The following is a 16,886-nucleotide window of genomic DNA, read 5'->3' on the forward strand; positions in this document are numbered from 1 at the left end:
CAAGACGTGGGAGAGTAGGTCGCCGCCAGGTCTTCAAGGCGTTCACCAAAACAACCGGATCCAAGCACCCGCTCTTCACCAATGCCGACGCCCGCCGCTCACTCCACGCGGCGGGCGTCGGCGTTTGGACGTGAAGCACTTGCCCCCACCCTAACCCTCCCCCGCCGGAGGCGGGAGAGGGGACTGCCGCCTCCTCCTGTAAGCAAGCGACGGGGCGCCGGCGATGTGCCGGCGCCCCGCGCTGGTTCACCCGGCCCCGTCCTGCCGCGCTTCGTACGCGGGACCGGGCGGCCCCGGCACCGCCGCCACCTGGGAAGGCGGCGGAGGGGCGGGGTCGGGTGAGCTCGGTGTGGTGTGGGATCGGTCTAGGCGCCCAGTTCCTTGAAGCTGAGGTCGCTGTCGGCCGCGGTGACGAACCAGTTGCGCGGGTTGGACAGCATGCCGGCCAGGTCCTCGGCTCCCGGTGCCGGACGGGCCATGATCCGCGTCGGCGCGTGCAGGCCGTTGCGCAGGCACAGGAAGCCCATTCTTCTGAGCGGTCGATCGAGCGTCGCGTTCAGCGTGCGGCACAGCAGCGCCGCCAGCCGCTCGCGCCGGGCGAAGGAGACGGCCAGGGCGAAGGCCGCGGCCTCCCAGCCCGGCCGGGCCAGATAGTCCAGCACCACGCCGACGGATGCGCCCTTCCAGTGGTCGGCGCGCAGCACGACGTAGCCCATCAACTCGCCCCCGCGCAGCACGTAGAGCCGGCGGAAGCGCCCGGCCGCCGGGCAGCGGTCGAAGCGCCAGGACAGGAAGCGCCGGTCGCGCTCGGCGATCACCGCGTGGTGTGGCGCCACCGCCGCCCACAGGGCGTCCACCCGCCCGTCGAAGGCCGGCACCTCCTGCAGGCGGGCGCCGCGCAGCCGCGCCAGCCCGGCGAAGCCGGCCGCGGCCACCGCCGCGACCGGCGCGCCGGCCGCGGCGAGGACGCGGGCGAGCGGGCCGCCGTGCTGGCTCGCCCGCACGCAGGCGGCCAAGTCGATCAGGCGGACGAAGGTGGCCAGCCCGCCCAGGTCGAGCCAGCCGCCGCGCTTGTACGCCTTGTACGCCGCGTCCGAAATGCCGACGCCGACCGCCACCTCGCCGGACAGGGAGTGGGTCTCCGACAGCGCCGGGCCGACGCCGCGCAGACGCCACTCCGGCGCCACCATCAGGTCGATCGCCCAGGAGGCGCGGCACGCCCGCTCGCCCACCTTGAGGCGGAACGGGATGCCGGCCTGCTGCCCGACGACCGCGCCGTTGCGCTTGCACAGCCAGAACTGCACGCCCTCGGGGTCGGGGCTCGGCACCTCCTCGAACGCCCAGTGGAAATGGGCGTGGTCGAGTTGCAGGGCTCCCTCGCCGAAGGTGCCGCGCTGGAACGCTTCGAGGTCCGGGCGGTCGGGCGGCTCGTACCGGGCGATGCCGCGCTGTGCCCAGGCGACGACGCTCATGCGGCGATCCCTTCGACCTCGACGTCCTGCACCAGCACGGCGTCGCGCAGGATGCGCGCCGAGGTGCGGCGCTTCAGCGTGATGTCCTTGTAGACGCGGGCCACCTGCGCCGGCGCGATGCCGAGCGCACTGGCCGCCTCGTCCTCCGGCACGCCGCTGCCGTAAGCGCACAGCGCGAGGTCGAGCTGGTCGTAGGGCAGCGCGTAGTAGAACTCCTCCTGGCTCTGCTCGAGGGTGTAGGTGTCGGTGCTCGGCGCCTGGTTGCGGATGTCCTCGGGCACGCCGAGGTGCGCCGCCATGGCGTAGACCTGCGTCTTGTAGAGGTGCGCGATCGGCTTGAGGTCGGCCAGCCCGTCACCGCCGCGCACGAAGAAGCCCAGCTCGTATTCCAGCCGGTTCGGCGTGCCGAGCACGGCGTGGTTCAGCGCGTCGGCGTGCGTGTACTCCATGGTCTTGCGCACGCGCTGCTTCAGGTTGGTGGCGGCGACCACCTCCAGATAGACGTCCACCGGCATGCGCGTGGTCTGGCGCAGCCCCTCCGGCGATTCCACGGTGATGGTGAAGTAGTTGACGCGGTCGTGGTCGAGCAGGCCGGCGGCGAGGCCGATCTTCTGCTTCCAGCCATTGCCGAAGCCCGGGATCAGGCGGCGGATGGCGGCGTCGCGGCGCTCGTAGCAGCCGAGCGCGGTGAGCGGCGCGGTGATGTTCTCCATGACCGGCGTGACGCCCAGGCCCTCGCACAGCAGGCGGCCGCGGCGCGTGCTGTCGGGAGAGGACTCCTTCTCCGGCATCAGCAGCAGGCGCACCCGCTCGGGTCCCAGCGCCCGGACGGCGAGGGTGGCGCAGACGGCGGAGTCGATGCCGCCCGACACGCCCAGCACCACGCCCTGGCGCCGCAGGTCGACGGCGACGATGTGGCGGATGGACTCCTCGATCTCGCGCGCCGCGGCGGCGTAGTCGAGGTCCAGGGCGCTGCGATCGAACACGGTCTGGTTGTCGCGCATGATGTGTTTCCCAGGTTTGGTTTGCATACGGCCCCCGCCCGTCGGCGGGGACGGCTCAGGCCGCGCGCTCGGCCGATCGGTGGTCCGCCCCGATACGGTCCTCGAGCACGTGGATCGGCGTGTCCTCCAGCGCGGCGAGCCGGTCGGCGGCGCGCTGGCGGAAGGTGTCGTGATAGGCGTGCGCCAGCATCTGCAGCGTGAGGACGCCGACCAGGGCCATCTCCTCGCGCTCGCCGGCCATGCGGCCGTCCTGGCGGTGCGCCTTGGCGGCGAGCGCCGCGGCGCCTTGGGCGTCGACCAGCCCGTAGCGGGCCAGCATGGATTCGGAGAGCAGGTCGCGCACGTACTCCGGCGCGTTCGCGCCGAACAGCGCGGTGGTCATCGGCGCGCGGTAGGGGCGCTTCGGGCGGTGGCCGATCTCGGCCGGCAGCAGGTCGCGGGCGATGCGGCGCAGCGGCAGCTTGTCGCGCAGGCCGAGCATCTTGAGGCGCGGCGGCAGGGCGTTGCAGAAGTCCACCACGTCCGGGTCGAGGAACGGGTAGCGCACCTCGATGGAGTTGGCCATCGCCACCCGGTCGCCCTGGCTGGACAGCAGGTAGGGGGTGAGGAAGCTGTCCATCTCCACCAGCTGCGCGCGGGAGAGCGGGTTCCAGCCCTGCCAGCCCTCGGGCAGGTGGGCGAGGATGCCGGCCTCCATGCGCGCCGGGTCGCAGGCGGCGCGGACGTCGGGGGCGAGCAGGCGCAGCGTCCAGGCGGTGTTGGCCCAGCGGATGCGGTGCGCGTAGAACGGGTCGTCGATGTCGGTCAGGCCGCGGCGGAAGAAGCTCTGCCACAGGCGGCTGTCCTTGGCGCCGTTCATCGCCGCGAAGGCGTGGATGCGGCCCAGCAGCTGCGGGCGGAGCGCGGAGTCCGGCCGGCGCGCCCAGAAGCGGCGGATCCGGTCCTCCTTGAAGATGTCGTAGCCGCCCAGCAGCTCGTCGGCGCCCTCGCCGGACAGCACGACGCGGATGTCGCTGTTGCGGACGAGGCGGGAGAGCAGGAACAGCGGCGCCGGGGCGGTGCGCACCAGCGGCATCTCGCCGTGCCAGACCACGTCGGGCAACGCCGCCTGGATCTCGGCCGGGCCGCAGACGATGTCGTGGTGCTCGGTGCCGGTGAAGCCGGCGACGAGGCGCTGCTGCGGGGTCTCGTCGAACGCCGGGTCGGCGAAGCGCACGCCGAAGGAATGCACGTGTCCCTGCTTGCCCCAGCGCACCAGCGCGGCGATCACCGAGCTGTCGAGGCCGCCGGAGATGTAGACGCCGACCGGCACGTCGGCGCGCAGGCGCAGCTTGACCGCGTCGAACAGCTTCTCGCCCAGCGCCTCGGCGGCCTCCTCCAGGGTGAGGTTGGCCAGCGCCGGGTCGCCGGCGAGGTTCGGGGACCAGTAGCGCTCCTCGCTGACCGCCAGGGTGTGGTCGATGCACAGCGCGGTGGCGGCCGGCACCATGTGGACGCCGGCGAACACCGTGCCCTGCGGCGCCACGGTCCACTGGGTGAAGACCTGGGCGAGGTGGGCGCCGTCGAAGGTCGGCGCCACGCCGCCGCCGGCGAACAGCGCCTTGGCCTCGGAGGCGAAGACGATGCGCTCGCCGACGCGGGCGAACTGCAGGGGCAGGATGCCCAGCTTGTCGCGCACCAGCCACAGCTTGCGGGCGGTGGTGTCCCACAGGCCGATGGCGAACTGGCCGTTCAGCTTCGGCCACGTCGCCGCGCCCCACTCCTCGTAGGCGTGGACGATCGCCTCGGTGTCGGTGTTGGTGTAGAAGCGGTGACCGCGCGCCTCAAGCTCGCGGCGCAGCTCGACGTGGTTGAAGATCTCGCCGTTGAAGGTGATCCAGACCGTGCGGTCCTCGTTGTGGATTGGCTGGAAGCCGCCGGCCAGACCGACGATGCTGAGCCGCGAATGGGCCAGCCCGACCCGCTCGTCGCGGTAGAAGCCGTAGCCGTCGGGCCCGCGGTGGCCCAGCATGGCGATCATGCGCCGCAGCTCGTCCAGCGACGGCGGTTCGGCACGCGGGCCCGCGAAGATACCGGCGACACCACACATCGGCGCGTTTCTCCAGAAAGGGGAGCGTCAGGCGGGGATGGCGAGTTCGCTGCGCTTCAGCTTGCCGGACTCGGTCTTCGGCAGCTCGGCGCGGAACTCCACGAACTTGGGCACCATGTGCCCCTCCAGGCGGGCACGGCAGTGCTGGACGATGGCGGCCGGGGCCAGCGCGGCGCCCTCGCGCGGGACGACGACGGCCTTCACCGCCATGCCGTCCACCGGGTCCAGCACGCCGAGCACGGCGGCCTCGGCCACGTCGGGCAGCTCGCACAGCACCGCCTCGACCTCCTTGGGCGAGACCTTTTCGCCGCGGCACTTGAAGACGTCGTCCTTGCGGGCGACGAAGGTGAGGAAGCCCTGCGCGTCGGCGCGGAACAGGTCGCCGGTGTGATAGGCGCCATCGCGCAGGCGGTCGGCCGTGGCGTCCGGGCGGTTCCAGTAACCGCGCATGACGTTGGCGCCGCGCACCACCAGCTCGCCGACCGTGCCGGGCGCGGCGCGGCTGCCGGTCTCATCGACGACGTACGCCTCGCAGTTGGGGATCGCCTTGCCGACCGAGCCGGGCCGGGTCTCGAGTTCCGACGGCTCCAGGTAGGCGATGCGGGTCGAGCATTCGGTGGCGCCGTACATGGAGTAGAAGGCCGCCCCGGGGAACAGCTCGCGCACCCGCTGCAGGTGGGCCACCGGCAAGGGGGCCGCCGCGTTGGTCAGGTAGCGCAGCGCGGACAGGTCGGCGTCCTTCGCCGCGTCCATCTGCAGCAGCGTGGCGAACACCGTGGGCACGCCCGGCAGGCCGGTGATGCGGTGCTCGACCATGCGCTTCAGCGTGTCGAGCGGGAAGGCGAAGGAGCGCTCCAGCACCAGCGTGAAGCCGATGAGCGCCGAGGTGGTGACCTGCGACAGGCCGTAGCCAAAGGTCAGCGGCAGCAGGCACAGCACCACGTCGTCCGGCGTGTTGCGCAGGTAGCCGGCGATGGAGCGGGCGGTGGCCACCAGATTGGCATGCGTCAGCATCACGCCCTTCGGCTTGCCCGTGGTGCCGGAGGTGTAGAGGATCGCGGCGAGGTCCTGGTCGATGCAGCCGGCGTCGGCGGGCTCCGGCCGCGCGGCGTCGGCAAGGATCTCGCCGATCGAGGCGGCGCCGCCGAGATCCGGCAGCACCGGGCCGACCCACAGGGTGGCCTGCACCGACGGTGCTTCGGCCAGCGCCGGCAGCACCGTGCGGGTCAGCGCGGTGGGCGCCACCAGCGCCCGCACGCCGCAGTCGTTGAGGATCCAGGCGAGCTTGTCCGCCTTGGTGGACGGGTTGACGGGGACATAGACCGCGCCGGCCTTCATGGCGCCGAAGAAGGCGGTCACGTACTCGACCGAGTTCTCCAGCATGATGGCGACGCGGTCGCCGCGCGTGACGCCCTGGCGCCGCAGCGCGCAGGCCACGGCGTCGCTGTCGGCGTCCAGCTCCGCGAAGGTGCGGCGCGTGGATCCCGCGATCAGCGCGGCCTTGTGCGGGTCGCGCCGGGCGGCTTCGGCCAGGAGATGGTGGACCAGGAAGGCCATGGCTGTGTGTCCCCGCCGTGTGGCTGTGCTCAGGCCGCGGCCTTCACGGCCTGCTTGCGGCCGACGAAGCCGGCGATGCGGTCGATGGAGTCCAGGTTGTCGGCCACCAGATCGTCGTCCTCGATGGCGATGCCGAACGTCTCTTCCAGGAAGGCGACCACGTGCATGATGCCGGTCGAGTCGATGATTCCCGACTCCAGCAGCGACTCGGAGTTGTCGAAGCCGGTGTCCTGGCCGAGCAGGAAGCTCTCGACGATGAAGGAACGGATGTCCTTGGCGATGGAGGGGGCGACGGCGAGATCAATGGTGGATTGGATGTTGGCGGTCGTCGACATCGTGAAGGAACCTCCTAGAGAGATCGGAACACGCACCCTGTTCTCTCCATTTATTGCGTTGAAGTCTCAGGAATGCGAGGGAGCAAAGGATGGTAGTACGTTGCCGAAGCTGGGTATCCTGCGGAACTCTTCGGTCTTAGGCGGAAAATCGAAATTTTACTTACGGCCGATGCCGTCAGCCGCGTCCGCCCAGCGCGCTTGCCGGTTCGGGATAGGCCGGGGCCGTGCCGGCGCCGCGGCCGCGCAGCAGCGTCTTCAGCTTGCGCGCCCAGCTCGGGATGCCGGTGATCTGCACCGCCAGCCAGTCGACCGGGACGTCGTCGCTGACCGGGAAGGCCTTGAGGCGGAAGGGGTCGGCGTTCGGGCCGTTCCAGCCCGGTTCGATGCTGCGCGCGGTGCGGTAGCCGGAGGCGCGGATCAGCGCCACCTCGCGCTCGCCGAAGTCGCCGTTGGTGTAGGCGAAGTGGGCGCAGGGCCTGTGCAGCGCGTCCTCGATCTCGGTCTTGCACAGGCCGATCTCCTCGGCCGCGGTCCGGTCGTCGCATTGCAGGAGAATTGGGTGGTGGCGGGTGTGGCCGCCGTAGTCGTAGACGCCGGCCATCGCCCGCGCCTCGTCCCACGACAGCGCCTGGCGCGGGCCGCGGGCGTCGCGGTCGGGGTCGTCGCCGGCCTCGGCGAGGCGTCGGCGGCGCTCGGCGTCGGGGACGATCTTCAGCGCCTCCGGGCCGATGCGGTCGGCGGCGGCGGTCTGCCACCAGTAGGGCCGCGCGGTGCCGACGATGCGGCTGCACAGGTACATGGTGGGGCGTACGCCGTATTCGTGGAACAACGGCTCGAGCTTGGCGTTGCCGAGGTGCCCGTCGTCGAGCGTGACGACCAGGGGATAGCGGGGCAGGGTGTCCCACCGGCCGCTGTCCATGGCGTCGGCGACGGCGTCGAGCGTGGTGAAGCTGTAGCGCCTAGCGTACCACGCGAGGTGCCGGCGCAGGACGTCGGGGTCGGGGTCGTGGTAGACGACGATGGTGACCCGCCGGCGCGCGACCAGGAACCGCAGCGCCGCGTCGAGGCCCGACCGGCGCACCAGGGCGGCGAAGGCTTCCTTCATGGGTTTGGTCCTCCGAGAGAGGGGAGCACGAGCCCCTCCCCCCTCGCGGGGGAGGGGTTGGGGAGAGGGGCCAAACTTCCTGGCCGCTTCGCGGCGCCACCCTCTCCCCAACCCCTCTCCCCTCAAGGGAGAGGGGCTAAAAAGTCATCCCAGCCGACGAACCGCCGTCGACGCGTTCCCGTCCGCCGCCGGCACGGTCTCCGGCCCGGAGCGCCAGTGGCGGGCGTTGCGGCGGTAGATGTCGATCAGGCGCTCGCGGTAGACGGCGATGTCGAAGCAGGTCTCGAACTTCCGCCGTGCCCCGATGCCCAGCTCCCGGCGCAGCGTCGCGTCGTCGAGGGCGCGCACCAGCGCCGCCGTCAGCGGCTCGACCTCGCCGGGGGGCACCAGCAGGCCGGTGACCTCGTGCTCGATGGCGTCGCCGACCGAGCCGACCGGGGTGGCGACGATGGTCAGCCCGTGCGCCATCGCCTCCAGCACCGCCATCGGCAACCCCTCGAACATGGAGGGCTGCACCAGCACGTCGGCCTGTGCCAGCTGCCGCCGGCAGCCGTCCTGGTCGAGCCAGCCGGTGAAGGTGACGCGGCCGCACAGGCCCAGCGCCTCCGCTTGGCGGCGATAGGTCTCCAGGTCGCCGTCGCCGGCGATCACCAGCTCCCACGGCCGCGCGCGGCACGGCTCGGCGGCCAGCGCCTCCAGCAGCACGTGGATGCCCTTCAGCTTGATCAGCCGGCCGAGGAACAGGAGGCGCATCGGGCGGTCGCTGGCGCGCAGCGGGATCGCCGGCGGACCGGGCACCGCGTTGTGCAGCACCGTCACCCGCTTGGCCTCCGTCCCGAACTCCTCGGCCATGAAGCGGCGCCAGAAGTCGCCGAGCACCACCGTCTCGCTGCAGGCCGCCACCAGCCGGCGGATCGCCCAGCGGGTCAGCGGGCCGGCGTTGCGCACCTGCTCGGGGAAGCGGCCACCGTGCAGGTGCAGCACCACCGGCACCCGGAACGACGCCGCCAGCGCCACGATGATGCCCTTGCGCAGCACGCTGCCGTGCTCGGCCATGTGGATGTGCACGAGGTCGCCGCGACCGGCCAGGAAGCACAGGCCCAGCCGCAGCACCGCCAGCGCGAAGTAGAACGGCATCAGGTGGAACTTGCCCGGGCCGTAGCTGTCCACCACCTCGAAGCGGATGTCCGGCCGGTTGTCGCGCAGGTCGGTGGTGAAATTATCGACGATCCGCCCCATCCCTCCCTTTTCCTGGGTACCGCCGGGGCTGACGATGTAGATCATGTCCACTCCTGGTCTTCAGACCGTTCGACGTTCCGTTCGGGCTAGCGGCGGCCGACGCGGGGCAGCGACGCCTCGGCCGGCGGGCGGCTGTCGGCCAGCACCGGGGCCGGCTCGCCGTCGGGGATCCGCCGCGGGCGGCGCGGGCCGGGCCGGCTCAGCGCGTCGTAGACGGCGCACAGCCGCTCGCAGTAGCCCTCGATGTTGAACTGCTCCTCGAACAGCCGGCGCCCGGCCTCGCCGACGGCGCGGTACAGCTCCGGGTCGGCGGCCAGCGCCCGCACCGCGTCGGCCAGCGCCTCGCGTTCGCCGACCGGGACGATCAGCGCCGTCTCGCGGTGGTCCAGCACCTCGGGGATCGAGCCGACCGGCGTGGTGACCACCGGCAGCCGCGCGCACAGCGCCTCCAGGATCACCATGGGCAGCCCCTCGTGCGTCGAGGGCAGCAGCAGCATCTGATGCGAGCGGATCAGCTCGTGCGCCTGATCGCGCGTCACCCAGCCGAGGAAGTCGCAGGCGTCGGCGATGCCCAGCTCCCCGGCCATGCGGCGGTAGCCGTCGATGTCGCCGTTGCCGCCCAGCGTCAGGCGGAAGGCGAAGCCGCGCGCCTTCAGCAGCGCGCAGGCGTGCAGCAGCGTGCCGATGCCCTTGCGTTCGCTGAGGTGCGCCAGCACCAGCAGGCGGACCGGCTCGCCGGCCGAATCACCGGAGGGCGGGGGCGTGCGCTCGATGTCCGGCCCGGTGAAGTCGGGCACGGCGTTGTACAGCACGTCCACCTTGCCGGGATCGATGCCGACCTCCTCCACCAGGAAGTCGCGCCAGCCGTGGCCGAGCACGATGACGCGCGAGCAGCGGCGGAACAGCCAGCGCGAGATGGCGCGGGCGAACGGGCCGCCGCGGAAGTAGTCGATGAAGGAGGCGCCGTGCAGGTGCACCACGGTCGGCGTGCCGAACAGGCTGGCCGCCGCCTGGATCGCCGCCTTGCGCAGGAAGCTGGCGCGCTCCGAGACGTTGATGTGGACGGCGTCCACCTCGCCCCGCACCTGCATGTGCGCCAGCTGGACGAGCGCCGCGGCGAGGTAGAAGGGCGACAGGAAGACGCTGCCGCGGCCGCGGGTGTCGAGCACCACGGTGTCCGGCCCGGCGCCGGTGCGCCGGCCGCGGGTGCCCAGCTGGTCCACGATGTAGTCGGTCATGCGGCCGATGCCGCCGCCGTCCAGGGCGCCGGGCGTGGCGAAGGCCACGCGGGTTCGTGTGCGGGTCATGCGCTCGGTCTCCCCTCTCAGGCGGCGGAGTGGGCGGAGAACAGCGCCTGTCGCAGCCGGCGGCGCAGCGCGACCGGGAACAGCGAGTGCATGGTGAAGGTCGCCAGCGCCATCGGCGTCGGCGAGCCGCGCCGCAGCGCCTCGCCCAGGATCTTCCAGCGCACCGTGCCGGTGCGCGCCGCCGGCTCGCCGCCGGTGGCCTGCAGCAGCAGGCTGGCGTAGGCGCGTGGCGAGAGCCGCGGCTGCATCGACTGCGCCCAGCCGAGCGCGTCCTCGATGTTGTGGCAGGTGGACAGGGTGACGCGGTTGTTCTCGGTGTAGTGGACGGCCAGCGCCTCCGGCACGGTGACCAGCGCGCAGCCCTTGATGCGGCCGCAGCCGATCAGCCACTCCCAGTCGTCGAACAGCGAGACCGGTATGGGATGCTTGAGCAGCAGGTCCCTGGGCGCCAGCAGCGTGGTGGTGGGGGCGAAGGTCTCGCCCTTGAACAGCCCCTTGCGGACGAACAGGTAGTCGCCGATGGCGTCCTTCGGCGTCGCCAGCCGGCGCGGCCAGACGAAGGTGCCGCGCGCCGTCACCACCTCGCAGCGGCAGCTCATGACGGGATAGCGCACGCCCGCCGGGCGGGCGGCCATCTGGACGGCGATCTTCCCGTCCATCCAGTGGTCGTCGTCGTCGAGGAAGGCGATCCAGCCGCCGGCGGCGCGCTGGACGCCGAGGTTGCGGGCGTTGGCGGCGCCGATGTTCTTCTCCAGCGCGACGACGGTCAGGCGGGGATCGGCGATGGCGCCCAGCACCGCGACGGTGGCCGGGTCGGGGCCGTCCACCACCACGATCACCTCGATCTCGCGATAGGTCTGCGCCAGCGCGCTGTGCACGGCGCGGGTCACCAGATCCGGCCGGTTTCGGGTCGGGATCACGACGGTGACCTTGTCCTGCATGGTCTTCATGGCGGGCCTTCGAATGTCTTGAGTGCGTTGTCGGGTGGCGGCGTCGTCAGCGGGTCGGGGCGTAGCCGAGGCCGCCGGCGCCGGCGTAGGCGGGGGTCGCCGCCTGTGGTGCCGGAGCCGGAATTGGGGCCGTGGCGCGCCGGCGCAGGATGATGACCCGCGTCACGCCCAGCACGAAGACCACCCAGTTGAGCGAATGGCGTTCCAGGAACACGCTTTCGGAGATGGAGACGGCCAGCAGGCCGAGCGCCACCGAGAGGATCCACGGCGCCTCGCGCCAATCCACGTAGCGGGCGACCAGCACGCCGCCGAACAGCATCCGGCCCATCAGATAGAGCATCATGACGAGGCCGGGCAGGCCGGCGTCCAGCAGCAGCTCCAGCCAGCCGTTGTGGATCGAGGTGATGCCCCAGCCTGTGGTGTAGTAGCTGGCCGGGCCGTACAGGCCGTACCAGAACGCGGCGTAGCCGTAGCCGAGGACGAAGTCGTCCTTCAGCATCTCGCGGGCGAAGCGCCACAGCTCGGTGCGGCCGGTCAGCGTGGTGTCGCGGCCGAGCATGTACATCGCCTCCCGGAAATCCGCGGAGATCAGCGTCGCCGCGACCAGGGCGCCGAAGCCGAGGAGGGCCAGCGCCGGGATCAGCGTGCGGATGTTCACCCGCAGCAGCCGCACCGACAGCATCACCACCGCCACCATGATGGTGGACAAGAGGCCGGTGCCCGAACGCGACATGATCAGCAGCACGAAGGCCGCCAGGAACGAGCCGCGCAGCAGCCACTTCGGCCGGCAGCCGATCCAGTCCAGCCACAGCACGCTGAGCGAGAACCAGACGATCATGCGGCCGGTGACGTTCTTCTGGAAGAACACGCCCTTCCAGGCGCCGCGGTGGATGTCCTGGTCGACGCCGATCTGCGGCAGCGCCGCGACGAAGACGAAGGACAGCAGGAGCAGCATGCCCAGCCCGGTCGCCAGCAGCGCCACCGCCTCGTCCAGGCGCCAGCGCAGCGCCAGGTAGAGGCCGAACAGCGTGGTGAAGGTGAGCGCCACCGCGCGGCGCAGCGTCACGTCGGGGAACACCGACCACGCCGCCGAGACGAAGGCGAGGATGAGCAGCGCGGTGAGCACCGGGTTCACCGTCGGCACCCGCCAGATCACCCCCTGCCGCAGCATCAGCAGGAACAGGATGATCAGGTAGGTGACGGCGAAGATGATCATCACGCCGGGGCTCTCGACGTCGAGCGGGCCCGTGGGCAGGGCGCCGTTGGCGATCAGCGCCGGCAGCACGGTGCCGCCGAACGACATGACCACCAGGACGGTCAGGAATTTCTCGAGCTTCTGCATGGTCTCCGGGCCGCTGCTTTCGAATGCCGTGGCTTGGCTCTGGGGAGCCAGAGTGCCGCGGGGATTCCCCGCCGCGTAAGCCGCGTGAAAGAGCTAAACCGCCCGGGATGAAGCACCCCGGCCGGCCTAGGAGGCGGCCCCGCACCCCTTATTCGGGGGTGCAGGGCCGCGGCGGGGTGTCCTATGACCCTTCGCCCCTCAGCACCACGAAGGCCGTCTTGAACAGGATGAACAGGTCGAAGACGAGGCCGCGGTTGCCGACGTAGAAGACGTCCATCGCCACGCGCTCCTGGAAGCTGGTGCGGTGCCGGCCGGACACCTGCCAGTAGCCGGTGAGGCCGGGACGGACCGAGCCGATCACCGCGGCGGACGCGCCGACCTCGGGCAGTTCCTTCGGCATGTAGGCGCGCGGGCCGATCAGGCTCATCTCGCCCATCAGGATGTTCCAGAGCTGCGGCAGCTCGTCCAGCGAGGTCTTGCGCAGGAAGCGGCCGAACGGCGTGATGCGCGGGTCGAAGCTCAGCTTGTGGAAGGTCTCGTACTCGGCGCGCATCTGCGGGTCGCTGTCGAGCAGGCGCTTCAGCTGCTCCTCCGCGTCGATGTGCATGGAACGGAACTTCAGCACGTCGAAGGTGCGGTTGCCGCCGGCCCAGCGTTTCTGGCGGAACATCACCGGGCCGGGGCTGTCCAGCTTGATCAGGATGGCGATGCCCAGCATCAGCGGCGCCACCAGCACCAGCAGCAGGCTCGACAGCACGATGTCCATGGCGCGGCGGATGCGCAGGTAGGTCGCTTCCGAGCGCTGCGTGACGCGCAGCGCCAGCGAGCCGTGCAGGTTCTGGTACGACGCGTCGAGCGCCGTCACCCCGCCGTTGCCCAGCACGCAGTAGACCTGGCGGAAGGGCAGGGCCTTCAGCAGGCCCGGCAGGTCGGCGCCGTGCCGGCCGACGTCGGCGACGATGGCGGCCTGCGCCTGGGCGGCGATGGCCGGGGCGGCCTGCAGCATGCTGGTGGGGCCGAGCACCGGCACGCCGGCCACCCGGGTGTTCCACAGCGATTCGTCGTCATCGACGAAGCCCACGGCGCGCATGCCCAGCCACGGCAGGCGGTGCAGCTTCTCGGCCACGGCCGCGCCGACGGAGCCGGCGCCGACGATAATGACCGGGGTGCGCCACTGCAGCACCAGCGTCAGCAGCCCGTGCACCAGCAGCAGGTCGGCCAGGAAGGTGACGGCGAAGCCGCCCAGCGCGATGGCCAGCGCCTGCACGAAGAAGGAGCGCACGCCGTCCATGACGGCGAACGGGACCATGAGCACGGCGGCGCACAGCACCGCGGCCTGGAAGGTGCGGCGCGTGCGCTCGGCGTAGTCGAAGCGGCCGAGCGAATAGATGCCGAACACCGACTTCACCAGCGGCACCAGCATCAGGCCGGTGACCAGCGCGCGTTCCGTCAGGTCGAGGTCGGGCTCCGGAACCGAGGGCAGCAGCGTCCGGCTGAGGATCCAGCCGAGGAGCGCCAGGAGCACACCATCGCACAGCGCCAGCAGCAGCCCGACGCTCGGGCTCGGCCAGCCGGCCTTCTTGACCGGCGCGGTCTGGAAGACCGCTTCAGGATCGGATTGACTCATCACTCGTCCCGCATGTTGACAATATGATCCCGTCCGCCGCGAATTCGCTCCGCGGTCGGCGCTCGTTTGCACATGTCTTGGGTGTCTTATGTCCGGCCCCCGCAAGCACACGGAAGAAACCGCGGGTTCGAAGGGCAGCCGGTGCGCATTTTGTTGTGCAAAAATTGGAATAGGGGGCGCGCGGCATCAAGAAATCTTTGGAGCGCCGGGATGTCGGAGGCCGTAACACATGGCTTCGGAAGGTGAATACCAGTGGCCACCGGAGCCCCCCGCGGGATGAACGGCGCCGCGCCGGGATGATCGCGTTGGGGTGGACCCCTCTCCGAAACGGGGTGTGTCCGGCGCCAAATCGCGGCGAATTGTAGGTAAACGCCGCGCAAATCCACCCCGGACGAAGGAGGCCGCGTGCCCGCAACGCGGTGTGCGCCGCACCATGGGGGTGGCCGGATGGAACCCGGCCCCTGCCGGGGGAGGCCGGGCGGTCGGTGCGGTCGGTGGGCGGGTGTGCTCCGGAAAGCACGGTTGCCGCCGGTCAGGGGAGCCCGTCGGTCACGGTCATAGCGTATGACCGAAGAGTCGCCGCTTCACCCAATGCAAAATTGACGCGCTGCCGCGTGGTCCCAATCATCAGCGCAAGTCATTCGCTGAAGAATCCACTGATGATCGCCGGGCTGGCTAATCCCAAGGGGGTGGCTGCCGGCCTTTCCCATTGCGTGAAGGACCGACGATGGCATCCGAAGCGGCAACGATACTGAAGCACGGCTGGATTTACACGGTGGCCAACATCGTCAACCGGGCCGCCGGCCTGTTGCTGCTGCCGCTCTATGCGAAGGTGCTGACGCCGTCGGAGTTCGGCATCTACGCGCTGATCGGCGTCGTCGGCGACATCCTCGCCGTCATGCTGATGATCGGCATGAACAACGCCTTCACCGTCGTCTACTTCGAGCACGCGGAGGAGAAGGACCGCGACCGCGTGGTCAGCACCACCATGTTCGGCCTGGGCACGGCGACGCTGGTCCTGCTGGCGCTGTCCTACCCAGCGGGCTGGGCGGTCAGCCTGGGCCTGTTCGGCGACGGCGGCTTCGCTGCGGTGATCGCGGTGGCGCTGGCCAGCATCGCGCTGAGCACCATGTTCGAGCTGGCGCTGGCCTATTACCGGGTCCACAAGCGATCGGGCATGTGCCTGCTGGTCTCCATCGCCAAGGCGGTGCTGCTGCTGGGGCTGAACCTGCTGTTCCTGCTGGTGCTGGACCTCGGCGTGTCGGGCATCTTCCTGGCGAACGGGGTGGCGTTCTCGATCCTCGGGCTGTCGTTGACGGCGTCGATCCTGGCGAGGACCGGGGTGGGCTTCTCGCCGGCGGTCCTCAGGCGGGTGGTGACGCTGGGGCTGCCCTTCATGCCGCAGTCGCTGCTGGACATCGCCAACCAGTTCGTCGCGCGCTGGCTGCTCAACGTGCTGATGACCACGGCGGCGGTCGGCGTCTTCTCGTTCGGCATGCGGCTGTCCACCATCCTCTACATGTTCCTGACCGCGTCGTTCCTGCAGATCTGGTCGGTGCGCCGGTTCGAGGCGCAGCACGGTGGCGAGGACCGCGAGCAGTCGGAGTTCGTCTTCCACCTGTTCATCGTCGTCCTCACCGCCGCGGCGCTGGGCATGACGCTGACCACGCCGGAGATCCTCTTCCTGATCGCTTCGGCCGACTACGCGCCGGTGCTGGCCTGCATGCCGTTCCTCACGCTGTCCTACGTGCTGCACGGGGTGCGCATGCACTCCGAGGTGTCGCTGATGAAGGCCAAGCAGATGCGGGTGCTGCCGTGGGTCTCCGCGGCCAGCCTGGCGGCCGGTTCGGCGCTGGCGGTGGCGCTGGTGTGGCAATGGGGCGTGCTGGGTGCGGCGGTGGCGGTTCTGGGGCGCGAGCTGTTCCAGATCACCGTCACCGAGTGGGCCTGCCGCCGCCTTTGCCCCGGCGAGGCGCCGCTGAACCCGGCCCGCCTGCTCGGCATCCTGGCGCCGGCGGTGGTCGCCCACGCGGTGGGGTGGGAGGCGTTCGGCGCCGAGGTCGCGCCCGCCTTCACCGCCGGCAAGGTGGCGCTGACCGCCGCCGCCATGGCCGCCGCGGTGTTCGGCCCCGGCCTGGGGCCGGAGGGGCGGGCGCTGCTGTTCAAGCTGATCGGCGGGGTCGTCCGGCGGCGGCGCGTGCAGCCGGCCGTGGAGTGACTTCGCCCGAATAGGGGCGGGGGCGTGGCGAACGCGCCGGCCCCTGCCTCCTTGTGCCGTTGGACGGTCCCGCGGCACGCGGCGTACGCTTGACGGCTTTCGATCCCCGGTGAAGGAGGCCTGCCATGCCGCGTGCGTTCCTGTTCCTGCCGGCCCTGTCCCTGGCGCTTGTCCTCGCCGCTTCCGCCGCCGCGGACGACCGGCACGTCGTCCTCACCCCCGACGCCGTCAAGTGGGAGCCCGCCAAGCCGCTGCCGGCCGGGGCGGAGTGGTCGGTCGTCTACGGCAAGCCCGGCGAGCCCGGCCCCTTCGCGGTCCGCGTCCGCTTCCCGACCGGCTACGCGGTGCCGGCGCACTGGCATTCCAGGGACGAGGCGGTCACCGTGCTCTCCGGCACCTTCGCCGTCGGCATGGGCGAGACCGCCGACCGCGACAAGGTGCAGCCGCTGACCGCCGGCGGCTTCTTCGCCATGCCAGCGAACACGCGGCATTATGCCTTCGTCACCCAGGAGGCGGTGGTGCAGATCAACGGCGTCGGGCCGTTCGACCTGAACTACGTCGATCCGGCCGAGGACCCGCGCCGGCAGGTCGGCTCTTCGCAGTAACGCATCTGGACAAGGCATGTGCCCGTTCCAAGCTTC

The 16,886-nt window shown here is 71.0% G+C and carries 13 protein-coding genes; 2 read left to right on the top strand and 11 right to left on the bottom strand.

The window, feature by feature from the left end:
• Positions 1 to 365 precede the first annotated feature (365 nt).
• From TSO221_RS31315 to TSO221_RS31365, 11 genes are all read right to left on the bottom strand, one after another.
• The gene (locus tag TSO221_RS31315) at positions 366 to 1,472 is read right to left on the bottom strand and encodes a GNAT family N-acetyltransferase (protein ID WP_109122408.1); all 1,107 of its coding nucleotides are present in this window, start codon (positions 1,470 to 1,472) and stop codon (positions 366 to 368) included.
• Positions 1,469 to 2,476, bottom strand: a complete 1,008-nt coding sequence (nadE, locus tag TSO221_RS31320; protein WP_109122409.1) for an NAD(+) synthase — start codon at positions 2,474 to 2,476, stop codon at positions 1,469 to 1,471. The genes TSO221_RS31315 and nadE overlap by 4 nt, the downstream gene beginning before the upstream one ends.
• Before the next feature lie 55 nt (positions 2,477 to 2,531).
• Complete coding sequence (gene asnB / locus TSO221_RS31325; protein WP_109122410.1) at positions 2,532 to 4,565, bottom strand: asparagine synthase (glutamine-hydrolyzing); 2,034 nt, start codon at positions 4,563 to 4,565, stop codon at positions 2,532 to 2,534.
• Positions 4,566 to 4,592: 27 nt separating this feature from the next.
• Positions 4,593 to 6,122 carry an AMP-binding protein gene (locus tag TSO221_RS31330; RefSeq protein ID WP_109122411.1) on the bottom strand — a complete coding sequence of 510 codons (1,530 nt, stop codon included), beginning with the start codon at positions 6,120 to 6,122 and terminating at the stop codon, positions 4,593 to 4,595.
• A gap of 29 nt (positions 6,123 to 6,151) precedes the next feature.
• Positions 6,152 to 6,457, bottom strand: coding sequence for an acyl carrier protein (locus TSO221_RS31335; RefSeq protein WP_109122412.1), 306 nt, complete (start codon positions 6,455 to 6,457; stop codon positions 6,152 to 6,154).
• A 175-nt stretch (positions 6,458 to 6,632) separates the two neighbouring features.
• Complete coding sequence (locus tag TSO221_RS31340; protein ID WP_109122413.1) at positions 6,633 to 7,562, bottom strand: polysaccharide deacetylase family protein; 930 nt, start codon at positions 7,560 to 7,562, stop codon at positions 6,633 to 6,635.
• Between the two features lie 144 nt (positions 7,563 to 7,706).
• The gene (locus TSO221_RS31345) at positions 7,707 to 8,846 is read right to left on the bottom strand and encodes a glycosyltransferase family 4 protein (protein ID WP_109122429.1); all 1,140 of its coding nucleotides are present in this window, start codon (positions 8,844 to 8,846) and stop codon (positions 7,707 to 7,709) included.
• Positions 8,847 to 8,887: 41 nt separating this feature from the next.
• Positions 8,888 to 10,108 carry a glycosyltransferase family 4 protein gene (locus TSO221_RS31350; protein ID WP_109122414.1) on the bottom strand — a complete coding sequence of 407 codons (1,221 nt, stop codon included), beginning with the start codon at positions 10,106 to 10,108 and terminating at the stop codon, positions 8,888 to 8,890.
• 17 nt (positions 10,109 to 10,125) lie between these two features.
• Entirely contained in the window at positions 10,126 to 11,058 is a 933-nt protein-coding gene (locus TSO221_RS31355; RefSeq protein ID WP_109122415.1) for a glycosyltransferase family A protein, read from the bottom strand.
• A 46-nt stretch (positions 11,059 to 11,104) separates the two neighbouring features.
• A complete protein-coding gene (locus TSO221_RS31360) occupies positions 11,105 to 12,400 on the bottom strand; it encodes an O-antigen ligase family protein (protein WP_109122416.1) in 1,296 nt (431 codons plus the stop codon).
• 181 nt (positions 12,401 to 12,581) lie between these two features.
• On the bottom strand, positions 12,582 to 14,027 hold the full coding sequence (locus TSO221_RS31365) for an exopolysaccharide biosynthesis polyprenyl glycosylphosphotransferase (protein WP_109122417.1): 1,446 nt from the start codon (positions 14,025 to 14,027) through the stop codon (positions 12,582 to 12,584).
• A gap of 727 nt (positions 14,028 to 14,754) precedes the next feature.
• Between TSO221_RS31365 and TSO221_RS31370 the strand changes: the two genes are divergently transcribed.
• Both TSO221_RS31370 and TSO221_RS31375 read left to right on the top strand, forming a co-directional pair.
• Positions 14,755 to 16,245 carry a lipopolysaccharide biosynthesis protein gene (locus TSO221_RS31370; RefSeq protein ID WP_109122418.1) on the top strand — a complete coding sequence of 497 codons (1,491 nt, stop codon included), beginning with the start codon at positions 14,755 to 14,757 and terminating at the stop codon, positions 16,243 to 16,245.
• A 125-nt stretch (positions 16,246 to 16,370) separates the two neighbouring features.
• A complete protein-coding gene (locus TSO221_RS31375; RefSeq protein WP_109122419.1) occupies positions 16,371 to 16,850 on the top strand; it encodes a cupin domain-containing protein in 480 nt (159 codons plus the stop codon).
• The last annotated feature ends 36 nt before the right edge of the window (positions 16,851 to 16,886 follow it).

This window comes from Azospirillum sp. TSO22-1, assembly GCF_003116015.1.
Classification (GTDB): domain Bacteria; phylum Pseudomonadota; class Alphaproteobacteria; order Azospirillales; family Azospirillaceae; genus Azospirillum.